Source organism: Pseudonocardia sp. DSM 110487 (assembly GCF_019468565.1).
Classification (GTDB): Bacteria; Actinomycetota; Actinomycetes; order Mycobacteriales; family Pseudonocardiaceae; genus Pseudonocardia.
The window spans coordinates 4,809,617-4,821,857 of the sequence record NZ_CP080521.1; the positions used below are offsets into that span (position 1 = coordinate 4,809,617).

Below are 12,241 nucleotides of genomic sequence, written 5' to 3' on the forward strand. Positions count from 1 at the left end.
CGGAGACCCTACGTCCCGCTCGTGCGCCAGGCGGCGCCGAGCCGGTCCACGGCCGTGTGGAGCTCTCCGGGCAGGTTGGACGCGAAGCAGAGCCTCGCAGCGGCTGAGAGGTCCCGCCCGACGGCGAACGCCGTGCCCGGCACGTACCCGACGCCGTGCTCCAGCGCCGTCGGGAGCAGGTCGGCCGGGCGGGTGCCGTCGCCGAACTCGAGCCAGCAGAACATGCCGCCCGTCGGGACGGAGCAGGTGACCGCGTCGTCGAACACCCCGGCGACGGCGCTGGTGAGGGCCTTCGCCCGTTCGCGCAGGGCCGCGCGGAGCCGGTCGAGATGCGCGGCGAACCAGGCGTGGTCGGCGAGCAGATCGGCCGTGACGAGCTGGGTGAGGCTGGAGGTGCACAGGTCGGTGCACTGCTTGAGCCGCTCGACGGCGGCGCAGAGCGGCGCGGGCCCGGTGAGCCAGCCGACGCGCAGTGCGGGGGCGAGCACCTTCGACGCGCTGCCAAGGCGGACCACGTGGTCGCCGTGCGCGGCGATGGGCACCGGAGGCGGGCCGTCGAAGGCCAGCAGGCCGTACGGATCGTCCTCGACCACGAGGAAGCCGTAGCGCTCGGCGAGCTCCGCGAGGAGCGCCCGCCGCGCCGCGCTGAGCGTGGCGCCCCGCGGGTTGTGGAAGCTCGACACGGTGTGGACCAGCCGCGGGCGCAGGCCGGCGGCGAGCCGGTCGGCGAGCACGTCGACGGCCATGCCATCGGCATCGACGGGCACCGGACGCAGGTCGGCGCCCGCGGCCTGGAAGACCTGCAGGGCACCGACGTAGACGGGGTCCTCGACGACGACCGGGTCCCCGGGGTCGAGCAGCGCCCGCGCCACGAGGTCGAGGGCCTGCTGCGAGCCGCTGGTGACGACCACGGCCTCGGCGGCCACGGCGCGTCCGAGGCGCTCGGTCTCGTGCTCGGCGAGGACCTCGCGCAGCGGCCGCAGGCCTGCGGTCTCCCCGTACTGGACGGCGGCCGGGTCGGCCATCGCGGCCGCGAGGGATGCGGCGATCCGTTCGCGGGGGAGCAGGTCGGTGCCGGGAAGCCCACCCGCGAGCGAGATCACCTCGGGGCGGGCGGTGAGCGCGAGCAGGTCGCGGATGGCCGAGCCGCGCACGTCGCGCAGCCGGGTGGAGAGGGTGATGGACATGCCTGTCGCCTTCGGTGTCGAGCCAGGAGGGCGGTTCGTCCTGGGTCGGCAGGGCGAGCGAGGTGGCGGGCCGGGTGGCGCCCGCCTCATGAGCATGCCGGATGGATCCTGAAATGCGGAACGGATTCCCGAATGTTGAGATGCTCTAGGCTCCGTCGGGTGCTGCTGTGGATCAACGGCCCGTTCGGTGGCGGGAAGACCCAGACCGCGTACGAGCTGCGCAGGCGGTTACCGGGCAGCGTGGTGTGCGACCCGGAGCACGTCGGCTTCGGCCTGCACCGGATGACCCCTCGGGCGCTGCGGGGCGACTTCCAGGACCTCACGGCGTGGCGGGAGGGCGTTCGGGAGGTCCTCGACCTGGTGCTCCGCAAGCACGAGGGCCCGGTGATCGCGCCGATGACACTCGTGAACGGCGGCTACTTCGAAGAGGTGGTCGGTCGGCTGCGCGAGGACGGGCACGAGGTGCACCACTTCGCGCTCCTGGCCGAGCGGGCCACGGTGCTGCGGCGGCTGCGGGAGCGCGGATGGGGGCTCGGGCTGAAGCGGGAGAGCTTCGCCGTGGCCAAGCTCGACGAGTGCCTGGAGCGACTGCAGGGGCCGGAGTTCGCCGAGCACATCCGCACCGACGACCTGCCGGTCGCCGACGTCGCGACCCACATCGCGCGCTCGGCAGGGCTGCCGATCGCCCCGAACGTCGACGGGCGGGTGCGGCGGCAGCTGCGCCGCTACGCCGTCAGCCTGCGGCACGTCCGCTTCGGCTAGTGCGGTGACCCCATGTGTTCGCGGATCCGCTGGATGCGGCGTCCTGCCCGTGGTGGAGCGAACGGCACTCCGGGTCGCTGAGCCCACTCACGTCAGGCGTTCTCATGGAGCGAGCGGCACACTCGCACGCTAGGTGTGAGCGATCGCGCCGTTCGGTCCCCGCCCGGCGACGCGTGCCAGCCGGGAGCGCAGGTCCTGCAGCACGTCGAGGGCGTCCTCGACGGGCGCCTCGACCTGCAGGACCAGGTGCCCGACGCCCAGATCCGCGACGCGCGCCGCGTCCTCCGCCCACTGCGCGACCGTCCCGCGGAACAGCGGGCGATCCCGTCCGGCGGCGGGGTCGAGGACGGCGTCGCCACGCAGTACCACGGGCAGGGCCGCCGGGTCGCGGCCCGCCTCCGTTGCCGCCGACCGGAACAGCGCGATGTCGGCGGCGAGCCGGGCGGCGTCGGTGCGGTAGGGATGCAGCCCGTCGGCGATACGCGCCGCTCGCCGGATCCCGGCCGCGGTCGTGTAGCCCAGCAGCACCGGGATCGCGGCCCGGCCGAACGGCTTCGGCCCGACGTCCGAGGGCGGTACCGGGTAGGTGTCGCAGGTGACCTCCACCGGGTCGGGTCCCCATGCGGCCCGCAGCGCCGCGAGGTGCGCGTCGAGCAGGTCGCCGGTGGCGGGGGAGCGGCCCGCGGCGGCGAACTCCTCGCGCATCCACCCCGCGGCCAGGCCGGCGACCACCCGGCCCCGGGAGAGCTGGTCGACCGTGGCGAGCCGGCGGGCGAGCAGCACCGGCGGCTGCAGCAGCGCCTGGACCGCGCTCGTGCCCAGCCGCAGCCGGGTGGTGAGCGCGGCGAGGTGCGCGAGCACGTCGATCGGGTCGAACACGCAGGCGTAGCCGTCCGCAGGCATCTCGACGGGCACCGGCACCCCGGGCATTTCGACCGGGTGCCGCGGCCGCAGCCAGCGGTCCATCACCCACACCGAGTCCAGGCCGGCCGCCTCCGCGCCCGTGGCCAGCCGGACCAGGTCCTCCGTCGCTACCGTCGCGCCGCCGTTCGGCAGCCCCACTCCGATCTCCATGCCCTGACGACGAACGGGCCGCCTCGGAATCGACCGGTCAGCGCCGCGTGAGGGCGGGGAGGTCGATCGAGACCGGGTGCCCTACGACGTCGAGGGCGGCCGAACCGGTGTATTCGCCGGAGAGCTCGTAGTTGCCGTCCACCAGGACATAGGCGAGCAGGCTGGTGGGGTCGTCGAGATCGACGATCCAGTACTGCGGGATCCCGGCATCGGCGTACTCGGAGAACTTGAGGACCCGGTCGACGCGGCGGGTGCCGGTGGAGAGGATCTCGACGGCGAGGAGCACATCGGCGGCCGGGTACCGAGGGGGGTTGGTCTCGAACAGCGCGGTGCGGGTCACGAGCACATCGGGTGCCCGGATCGTCAGCGGGACGAGCGTGATCAGCACCTCGACATCGAGCAGGCCGGTAAGGGTGTCCGGGAGTTGATCGTCGAGGAGCGTGCCGAGCCGCATCCCTGCCTTCTGGTGCCAAGACAGGGGTCTGGGCGACATCACGAGCATCCCTTCCGCGACCTCGAGCTTGTTCGCCGAGTCCTCGGGCAGCGCCTCCCACTCCTCGAGGGTGATCGGGTGGTTCGGCCACGAGAGGGTCATTGCCGTCTCCTTCCACGGACGGACCGATCTTCCCACGGTCCACTGACAACCATGACGAGGCGCGACGGCGCCACCCGCCGAGCCCGGCATCGGTCGGGTAGACCGGCAGCACCGGGATCGCAGCCCGACCGAACGGCTTCGGCTCGACGTCCGGAAGCGCCAGCGGCCACCCGGGGCAGGTCCAGCCACGCCGACGGCAGAGGCATGATCGGCGGAAATGGTGCGAGAACGTCAGAAATGGCGCTTTCACACCACTCGTGGCGATCATCGACCGGCCCGCCGCCGATGATCGCCGATTCGGCGCGGATACGGTCATATCTGGCCGGTTCCGCGCCGAATCGCCGATCAGGGGGACGTGAACCGCATTAGCGCACCCCGCGGATCGGCCGCACCGCCAACGCACCGACCAGCATGAACAGCCCGCCGACGAGGAAAAGCAGCGGGTAGTTCCCGCTCGGCGCGCCCGCCGCCACAGGTCCAGCGCCGATCCCCAGCACGAGCGGGGCGAGCGTCGGCGCGAGCAGGTTGGGGAACAGGCTCGCGATCGTGAAGAGGCCCATGTTCTTCGCGGCCTCGGTGCGGCCGGCAGGGAGCAGGTCGGTGGCCATCGCGAGGTCGACGGCGACGTACACGCCCTTGGCCGCTCCGAGGAGCGCGACGCCGACGAGGAACATCGGCAGCGTCTGCGACAGCCCGGCCACGGCGAAGCCGAGCGCTCCGAGGCAGGCCGCGGTGGCGACGAAGATCTTGCGGCGGCCGGCCCGGTCGGACAGGTAGCCCGAGATCAGGTTCGCCGCGATGCTCACCCCGTTCTCCAGGAGCAGCACCCCGAACATGACCGCCGCGATCGACGCGGGCGGCACGCCGATGCGGGCCAGCAGGAAGTAGGTCTGGTAGACGATCAGGATCGTGATGCCCATGAACACGAGGAGCCTGCTCACCCAGGTCCACGCGAAGTCGGGGTAGCGGCGCGGGCTGGACCAGAAGCTGGACGCGACCTCCCGCACCGACAGCGGCGGCCGGGGCCGCCCGTCGTGCACGCGGTCGGGCAGCACGAGGCACAGGAACCCGACGGTGATCGCCGCGAGGCAGACCGGGGCGAGCAGGCCCCACGTCAGCGACGTCGCGTTCAGCGTGAGCAGGCCGGTTCCGAGCGTCGTGGCGGCGCTCTGGCCCATCCCGATCAGGCCGCCGATGCGCCCGCGCTGGCGGTGGGGCACCTGGTCGGGCAGCACCGCGGTGATCGCGGCCAGCAGGGACTGGATGCCCAGCTGCGTCACGGCCCATCCGAGCACCAGCACCGGCACCGACGGCGCGACGGCCACCACGGACAGCCCCAACGCGCCCGCGACGATCCCGCCGAGCATCCACGGCCTGCGCATCCCGAACCGGGAGCGGGTGCGGTCGGACAGCCGCCCGAACAGCGGGTTGCCGATGATCCCGAAGACGGCGCCGACCGCCGCAACCAGCGAGAGCGTGGCGCTCGCTCCGGCGGGGTCGATCTCGCGTACGCGCAGCGCCAGTGTGATCGCGGCCGGTGTGAGGATCGCCGACCAGGCGCACAGGTTGGCCACGACGAAGGCCGTGAGCGCCAGCGGGCGCAGGCCCGGCGCGTCGGGCGCGCCTGTGTCGGCAGCGCCCGTGTCCGCAGCGCTCATGTCCGCAGTGCTCACGGCTGACTCCATGACGGGACGGCGGGCCGGCGCGCGCCGGTCCGCTGGTGGGGTGCGGCTCAGACGGTCAGGTGGAAGAGGCGGGTGGCGATGCCCTCGAAGAACTCCCGCTTCTCGGCGGGATCGAGCGGGAGCTCGTCCTGGTGCCGGACCTCGTCCGCGACGTACTGGTACGGGTAGTCCATCGCGTAGAGCACGCGGTCGGCGCCCACGACGTCGCGGACGAACATGATCCCCGGCTGCCAGGCCATGCCGCTGGTCGTGTACCAGACGTTGCGGCGCAGGTAGTCGCTCGGGCGCAGCTGCAGCGCCTTCATCGCGGGGTAGCGGCCGGACGCCACCTGCGCGGCGTGGAAGTGGTCGATCCGCGGCAGCCAGAACGGCAGCGCCTCTCCGAGGTGCCCCACCACGAGCCGCAGCCGCGGGAAGCGGTCGAACACCCCCGAGGTGATGATGCGCAGCAGGTGCATCCCGGTCTCGACGGCGAACCCGTAGATGGCGCCGTCGAGCCCAGCCTCGTACAGCGGCTCGACCATGCGGTCGTTCGGGGTGTTCGGGTGCAGGTAGACGGGTACGTCGAGGCGTTCGGCCGCCTCCAGCACCGGCCAGAACCGCTGGTCGTCGAGGTAGGTGCCCTGCACGTGGGAGTTGGCGATCACCCCGCACATCCCGAGCCGGGTGACGGCGCGCTCCAGCTCGGCGACGGCCGGATCCGGGTCCTGCCATGCCACCGCGGCGAGGGCGGTGAACCGGTCCGGGTGGTCGCGCACGGCCTGAGCGGCCACGTCGTTGGCGAGCGCCGCCATCGAACGGGCGGTGGCGACGTCGAGGACGTTGGTGCCCGGTGCTGTGAGCGCGAGGACCTGGTGGTCGATGCCGGCCGCATCCATGTCGGCGATGCGCTCGGCGCCGAGGTCGGCCAGCCTGCGGACGACGGCGCGCGGCCGCTCGGCCGTACTGGCGAGGTAGAAGCCCCAGAGGCTCTCGAAACCCTTGTCGCCATGGCCGTCCCGCAGCGTCCGGCGGTAGAGCTCCAGCAACTCGGGAGGGGCGAACGCCTCCTCGGTGGCGATCCGCCGGTAGGTCATGCCCATGCCTGACCCGTCACCGGGTGCGGGTAGTGGAACGGCACCACATCGGTGGCCGGGAAGAACGCGAAGTCGGGCAACAGCTCGTCGGGTCCGAGCGGGTCGTCGGGGAAGGTGGTCGTCGGGATGAGGTGGTTCATCGGCTCCGTGCGCGCCCACCCCTTGTCGTAGTCGGCGTGCCAGAACGGGTGGTAGTGCAGCTTCTGGATCTTCCAGACGCCGTCCTCCACGACGTAGGTGTTCTCGTAGACCCCGCCCTCCCACCACTGCTCGAACGAGGTGCGCCCGGCCAGTTCGGGAGCCGAGTGGTGCACCCCCGCCTGCATGAGCGCGCGGATCCGCGCCTTGGCCGAGCGCGCGTCCGGCGCGACCGTCACGACGTCCTGCAGCATCGGGTGGTCGAGCAGGAAGCCGGGGAGCGGGCCGTTGTGCCCGCGGGTGAAGCGCTCCCGGAACCGCTGCAGGTACAGCCGCTCCACCCCCGCGCGCCCGCGGTAGAGGCCACCGATGAACGCGACCTCGCCGTCGCGGGTGAACAGGTCGACGACCTCCTGGTAGAGGCACTTGTCGAGGTAGTAGCCGTACTTGTGGTGCAGCGTGCGCACCTCGTGGCGGGCCTCGGTGACGGCGAGACGGCGCGCCAGGTCCTCGACGGTGCGTCGAAGCTCGTCGATCTCGGTCGGTGCCTCGGTCGTGGACATGGAACTCCCTCGTTCGCAGAGCGGTCTGCTTTCAGGCGGTACGGTCGGCGAGCTCGGCGCTGCTCACCCAGTTGCCGTGCAGGCCGCGGCGGATGCGGATGGGCAGCGCCACCGTGGCGACGGGCGGGGCGTCGAGCCGCTGGGCGTCGAGGATCACCAGGTCGCTGCGCATCTCATGGTGCCGCCCGACCACCACGAACACGTAGCCGTGGCCCTCGGGCGCGTCGGCGTTGCCGGGGACGAAGAGTGGCTCGGCCACGGAGCAGTCGTCGCCGGGGTAGTAGACCTGCGGTGGGTTGGCGCCGGTGGTGTCGAACGCGCCGATCCACCGGAAGCCTGCGCCCGGCCGCGGATCGCCGGGGACGTCGTTGAGCGCGAGGAACCCGCGCCGGTAGGGCAGCGTCTCGAACCGGTCGTCCATCCGCGGGAACTCGCCTGCGGCGTCGGTCAGTCGCTGCTCGGTGAACGTTCCGCTCTCCGAGCCCATGTCGATCGTCCAGCGCGACAGGTAGCCGCGGGCGCGCACCGGGTCGTACGGCGCTCCGGTGACGTCGGGGAAGAACGGGAAGAAGTTGCTCTGGCCGACCGGCGTCTCGATGTGGATGCGCCGCCCGTCGTCCCACGCGCCGAGGATGTGGCTCGCGAACCGGTTCGACCCGCGCAGCCAGCGCACCTGCTCGGCTGTGCCCTTCCGAGGCAGGACCCCCAGGTAGACCTCGCGGTCCGGGTCCCACTGGAAGTGCGGTTGCCGCGCTTCGAGCCACGCGTACTCGCTGCGCATCGGGATGATCGGGAAGACGATGAAGTTCTGGGTCACGGCCCAGTCGTGCACCATGCTCGAGTACGGCGCGCGGATCCAGGTCTCGTGGATGATCCGGCCCTCGGGGTCGGCCTCGTAGTAGGCGATGTCAGGGGTGGTCTCGCCCTTGGCGGCGTAGCCGAAGAACACCATCTCGCCGGTGCGCGGGTCCAGCTTCGGGTGCGCGGTGCACGTCTGGGACGTGAGCGTGCCCTCGAAGGTGTACTCGCCGATCGTCTCCAGGGTCATCGGGTCGAGCAGGACCGGTGCGCTGTCCTCCTTGGACGCGTACAGCTTCCCGCCGTGGTAGAAGACGTTCGTGTTGCCCAGCCCGCGGGAGATACCGGCGACGGACGGGTCGTCGGTCAGCGGGTTGCGGTAGGCGCCGAAGAGCGCCCGCCCGGCCTTCGCCTCGGCCTCGTAGCGGGGCGTGCGGACGTAGCGGCTGCGGAAGTCGACCCGGCCGCCGTGGAAGCGGAAGTACATGGCCATGCCGTCGTCGTTGAACGTCGGCACGTCGGGGAGCACGGCGGGTGGCCACTGCCGGTCGGTGACCACGCGGTAGTAGGTGCCGGACAGGTGCTCGGGTACCTCGCCCTGCACGACCTCGAGGCCGGCGATGTCGGCCTCGACGCGCATCGGCGCCTCGAACGCGATCGCGCCTTCGCGCTGCGGGAACCTGGTCATCCGCGGACACCCCCTCGTGTGGTGACCCCCACCACAGCTGGGTCTACGGGACGGCGACAAGCGCGCGCGACGACCTTTCCTCGATGCGGAAAGATCAACTCCCGCGCATCCGCTGCTGGATGAGTGACGCAGCCGCGATCACGGCGGGTGCCAGCGCCCGCAGGCGGGTGGCGGTGCCCAGCCGCGACATCGGCGCGGCCACGCACACCGCCGCGACCGGTTCCCCGGTCCCGAGGAGCACGGCGGCCCCGAGCGCGGCGATGGACGGGTCGGTCTCGCCGAGGTTGGTCGCCCAGCCGCGGCCGCGGACCCGCGCGAGCTCGCGTTCCAGGCCCTCCCATTCGGCGACCGAGCGCGGGGTCGTGGCCTCGAGGTGGTGGCTCGGGTAGCGGTCCCGCAGCGCGGCCGGGGTCAGGGCGGCGAGCATCGCCTTGCCGCCGGACGTGCTGTGCGCCGGCAGCAGCAGCCCCAGCCGGGAGCTCACGCGGACCGACTGCCGCCCTTCGAGGGATTGCACGAAGCGCGTGTTGCGGCCCTCCAGGATCGCCAGGCTGACCGTCTCGCCGAGGTCGTCGCGCAGGTCGGCGAGCACCTCGGCGCCCGCGTCGCGCAGGGTGACGGCGTTGGACCCGGTCACGAGCGTGAGCTCGTGCAGTGCCGGTCCCACGGTGTAGGGCCCGCCCACGTGGTCCTGCCGCGCGAAACCCTCGCGCACGCAGGTGGCGAGCAGCCGGTGCGCGGTGGACACCGCCACGTCCAGCTCCCGCGACACCTCGGTGACGGTCACGGAGCCGCGTCGCGCGATCAGCCGGACCAGCGCGAGGACAGCCGACGCCGAGCTGATCGCCGCCCGCCCCGGTTTCCGCACGCCGGAACGATAGGCGCACGCGGACGTTGTCTGACCCGAGTGGCAGGCTGGAGGGGATGACTACCGAGGCGGACGGGCTGTTCGAGCTGGACGAGCCGGACTCGATGCCGCCGGTCGACCAGGCCGGGGCGCGGGCCACGGCGCCGCTGGCCGTCCGGATGCGCCCGCGCACGCTCGACGAGGTGGTCGGGCAGGCCCACCTGCTGCGCCCCGGCGCCCCGCTGCGCCGCCTGGTGGAGGGAGGCGCGGCCGCGTCGGTGCTGCTCTACGGCCCGCCCGGCACCGGCAAGACCACGATCGCCCGGTTGCTCGCGGGCGTGGGGAGCCGCCACTTCGTCGCGCTGTCGGCGCTGTCGTCGGGCGTGAAGGAGCTGCGCGCCGTCATCGACGACGCCCGGCGCCGCCGCGACCGCCTCGACCAGCAGACCGTGCTGTTCATCGACGAGGTGCACCGCTTCTCCAAGACCCAGCAGGACGCGCTGCTGGGCGCGGTGGAGGACCGCCTCGTGCTGCTCGTCGCGGCCACCACGGAGAACCCGTCGTTCTCGGTGGTGTCGCCGCTGCTGTCGCGGTCGCTCGTGCTGCAGCTGCAGTCGCTCACCGACGACGACGTGCGCTCGTTGCTCCGCCGCGCGGTCGCCGACCAGCGCGGGCTCGACGGCGCCGTCACGCTCGCCCCGGAGGCCGAGGACGCGCTCGTCCGGCTGGCCTCCGGGGACGCCCGCCGTGCGCTCACCGCCCTGGAGGCGGCCGCCGACGGCGTCACGGGCACCGGGGCAACCGAGATCGACGTCCCCGCGGTCGAGCGCGCGGTCACCGAGGCCACCGTGCGCTACGACCGGCAGGGCGACCAGCACTACGACGTGATCAGCGCGTTCATCAAGTCGATCCGCGGCTCCGACCCGGACGCGGCGCTGCACTACCTCGCCCGGATGCTGGTGGCGGGGGAGGACCCGCGGTTCATCGCCCGGCGCCTGATGGTGCACGCCAGCGAGGACATCGGTCTTGCCGACCCCACCGCGCTGCAGGCCGCGGTGGCCGCGGCGCAGGTCGTGCAGCTGGTGGGGCTGCCGGAGTGCCGGCTCGCGCTCGCCCAGGCCACGGTCCACCTGGCCACGGCGCCCAAGTCCAACGCGGTAATCACCGGCATCGACGAGGCGATGGCCGACGTGCGCGCGGGCGCCGCGGGCGCCGTGCCCCCGCACCTGCGCGACGGCCACTACGCGGGCGCCCAGAAGCTGGGCAACGCGGTCGGCTACCGCTACCCGCACAACGCCCCCGACGGCGTCCTGGCCCAGCAGTACCCGCCCGACGGCCTGGTCGGCCACGACTACTACCGCCCCACCACCCGCGGCGCCGAGCGCGTGCTGGCCGACCGCGTGCTGAAGCTGCGCCGCGCCGTCCGCGGCGAGCCCTGACTCACCCGGCCGCCGCCCGTCAAGATCGACGCGTGGGTGCATCCGCGGCCGCATGTGGCCACCCCTGCATCAGCCCGACGATCATGCTCCGGCGGCCTGTGCCGGCTGACGTGATCGTCAGCCGGGTGCGTAGCCGGCCGGATGTGGCCGTCCGTGCACCGGCCTGGTGATCATGGCTGATGTCCGGTGTGGCACTGGCCCGTGATCGCCCATTGGGTGCGTTCCCGGCCGGATGCGGCCGCGCCTGCGCCAGTCCGGTGATCATGTACGGGGGCGAGCCCGGCGGGTGCGTCGCGACCTACCGGGCGAGGGCGTCCGCGGACCAGGCCGGGTCGCGGCCCAGGAGTGTGAGGATGCGCGTCCAGGGGTCCGCGCCGTCCGGTGCGGGGAGGGCGTGGCCGAAGGCCGCACCGGGGGTCTCGCGGGACTCGTCGTCGGGGATCCGCTCGGACATGGCGAGGGCCGAAGCGACGGTCTCTGGATCGAGCCGCGCCACGTAGTCGCCCTGCACACCGAGCGTCGCGGCGACGTCCCAGCCGTGCACCAGCGTGTCGATCAGGTGCATCTGGACGACGATCGGCAGCGGCAGCCGGACGCCGAACTCGGGCAGCAGGACGGGGCCGTCGGCGCCGGCGGCGAACGCGGCCACCACCTCGTCCAGGCCTGCGGTGAGGGAGGGGCCGAGTGCGCGGGGGGCGAACTCCGACACATCCACCTCGTCGCCGGTGTGCGCGGCTCGTACGGCCGCGGCGAACCCGTGGTCCTGGCCGGTCATGTGCTCAAGCAGCGCTCGCAGGTCCCAGCCTGCGCACGGGGTGGGCCGGCCGAGGTCGGCCTGGTCGATGTGGGCGAGGACGGGGCGGATGCCGGTGACGGCCCGCCGGTGCAGTTCGACGATGTTCTCCATGAGTAGATCGTCTACCTTGGTAGATGATTGGTCAAGGGCTACCGTCGGGCCGTGAGCGAGCAGCGGCACGACCTCGGCGCGGCCTTCGCATGGCTCGCCCGCGCGATGATCAAGGGGGAGGAGCCGATCCTGCGGGCGCACGACGTCGAGATGTGGGACTACGTCGTGCTCGCGACGCTCGACCGCGGGCCTACGTCCACGCAGTCGGAGCTGGCCGCCGCATCGGGCCGGGACAAGACGCGGCTCATCCCGATCCTCGACCGCCTCGAAGCCCGCGGCCTGCTGCGGCGCACGCCCGACCCCGCCGACCGGCGCAACCGGGTCGTCGCGCTCACGGCCGCCGGCCGGGAGCTCGTCGCGTCGTGCCGGACGGCCATCCGGGAGATGGAGACCGAGTTCCTCGCCGACCTCGAACCGGACGAGCACGCCACTTTCGTCGCCGTGCTCGACCGGCTCGCCGACGCGGTGCGCGAGCGCTGACG

Annotated in this window: 12 protein-coding genes; 3 read left to right on the forward strand and 9 right to left on the reverse strand. The window is 72.8% G+C overall.

The features are described 5' to 3' along the window. Nucleotides 1-8 precede the first annotated feature (8 nt). Nucleotides 9-1,187: a PLP-dependent aminotransferase family protein gene (locus tag K1T35_RS22410; RefSeq protein ID WP_220262066.1), complete on the reverse strand. Its 1,179-nt coding sequence runs from the start codon at nt 1,185-1,187 to the stop codon at nt 9-11. 159 nt (nt 1,188-1,346) lie between these two features. Between K1T35_RS22410 and K1T35_RS22415 the strand changes: the two genes are divergently transcribed. Beyond that, nucleotides 1,347-1,949, forward strand: coding sequence for an AAA family ATPase (locus K1T35_RS22415; RefSeq protein WP_220262067.1), 603 nt, complete (start codon nt 1,347-1,349; stop codon nt 1,947-1,949). 129 nt (nt 1,950-2,078) lie between these two features. Here K1T35_RS22415 and K1T35_RS22420 read toward each other — a convergent pair whose 3' ends face one another. The 7 genes from K1T35_RS22420 to K1T35_RS22450 form a co-directional block, all read right to left on the reverse strand. Then, nucleotides 2,079-3,023 carry a TIGR03619 family F420-dependent LLM class oxidoreductase gene (locus K1T35_RS22420; protein ID WP_220262068.1) on the reverse strand — a complete coding sequence of 315 codons (945 nt, stop codon included), beginning with the start codon at nt 3,021-3,023 and terminating at the stop codon, nt 2,079-2,081. Between the two features lie 37 nt (nt 3,024-3,060). Beyond that, on the reverse strand, nt 3,061-3,618 hold the full coding sequence (locus K1T35_RS22425) for a Uma2 family endonuclease (RefSeq protein WP_220262069.1): 558 nt from the start codon (nt 3,616-3,618) through the stop codon (nt 3,061-3,063). A 365-nt stretch (nt 3,619-3,983) separates the two neighbouring features. Next, a complete protein-coding gene (locus tag K1T35_RS22430; protein WP_220262070.1) occupies nt 3,984-5,291 on the reverse strand; it encodes an MFS transporter in 1,308 nt (435 codons plus the stop codon). Between the two features lie 59 nt (nt 5,292-5,350). Then, a complete protein-coding gene (locus K1T35_RS22435; protein WP_220262071.1) occupies nt 5,351-6,385 on the reverse strand; it encodes an amidohydrolase family protein in 1,035 nt (344 codons plus the stop codon). Further along, complete coding sequence (locus K1T35_RS22440) at nt 6,376-7,080, reverse strand: nuclear transport factor 2 family protein (RefSeq protein ID WP_220262072.1); 705 nt, start codon at nt 7,078-7,080, stop codon at nt 6,376-6,378. Before K1T35_RS22440 ends, K1T35_RS22435 begins: the two co-directional genes overlap by 10 nt. A 31-nt stretch (nt 7,081-7,111) precedes the next feature. After that, nucleotides 7,112-8,566, reverse strand: a complete 1,455-nt coding sequence (locus K1T35_RS22445) for a carotenoid oxygenase family protein (RefSeq protein WP_220262073.1) — start codon at nt 8,564-8,566, stop codon at nt 7,112-7,114. A 94-nt stretch (nt 8,567-8,660) separates the two neighbouring features. Further along, nucleotides 8,661-9,434, reverse strand: coding sequence for an IclR family transcriptional regulator (locus K1T35_RS22450; protein WP_220262074.1), 774 nt, complete (start codon nt 9,432-9,434; stop codon nt 8,661-8,663). 56 nt (nt 9,435-9,490) lie between these two features. Between K1T35_RS22450 and K1T35_RS22455 the strand changes: the two genes are divergently transcribed. Continuing rightward, nucleotides 9,491-10,852, forward strand: coding sequence for a replication-associated recombination protein A (locus tag K1T35_RS22455; protein ID WP_220262075.1), 1,362 nt, complete (start codon nt 9,491-9,493; stop codon nt 10,850-10,852). Between the two features lie 298 nt (nt 10,853-11,150). On the opposite strand, the gene K1T35_RS22460 is transcribed toward K1T35_RS22455, so the two are convergent. Next, nucleotides 11,151-11,759: a TIGR03086 family metal-binding protein gene (locus tag K1T35_RS22460; protein WP_220262076.1), complete on the reverse strand. Its 609-nt coding sequence runs from the start codon at nt 11,757-11,759 to the stop codon at nt 11,151-11,153. 51 nt (nt 11,760-11,810) lie between these two features. Here K1T35_RS22460 and K1T35_RS22465 point away from each other — a divergent pair, with 51 nt between their 5' ends. After that, entirely contained in the window at nt 11,811-12,239 is a 429-nt protein-coding gene (locus tag K1T35_RS22465; protein ID WP_255622410.1) for a MarR family winged helix-turn-helix transcriptional regulator, read from the forward strand. Nucleotides 12,240-12,241: the final 2 nt, after the last annotated feature.

Excerpts from the sequence above, each read along its gene's own strand:
- K1T35_RS22440 (WP_220262072.1), bottom strand. The coding sequence starts at position 7,080 with ATGTCCACGACCGAGGCACCGACCGAGATCGACGAGCTTCGACGCACC.
- K1T35_RS22460 (WP_220262076.1), bottom strand. The coding sequence starts at position 11,759 with ATGGAGAACATCGTCGAACTGCACCGGCGGGCCGTCACCGGCATCCGC.
- K1T35_RS22425 (WP_220262069.1), bottom strand. The coding sequence starts at position 3,618 with ATGACCCTCTCGTGGCCGAACCACCCGATCACCCTCGAGGAGTGGGAG.
- K1T35_RS22435 (WP_220262071.1), bottom strand. The coding sequence starts at position 6,385 with ATGGGCATGACCTACCGGCGGATCGCCACCGAGGAGGCGTTCGCCCCT.
- K1T35_RS22445 (WP_220262073.1), bottom strand. The coding sequence starts at position 8,566 with ATGACCAGGTTCCCGCAGCGCGAAGGCGCGATCGCGTTCGAGGCGCCG.
- K1T35_RS22455 (WP_220262075.1), top strand. The coding sequence starts at position 9,491 with ATGACTACCGAGGCGGACGGGCTGTTCGAGCTGGACGAGCCGGACTCG.
- K1T35_RS22410 (WP_220262066.1), bottom strand. The coding sequence starts at position 1,187 with ATGTCCATCACCCTCTCCACCCGGCTGCGCGACGTGCGCGGCTCGGCC.
- K1T35_RS22420 (WP_220262068.1), bottom strand. The coding sequence starts at position 3,023 with ATGGAGATCGGAGTGGGGCTGCCGAACGGCGGCGCGACGGTAGCGACG.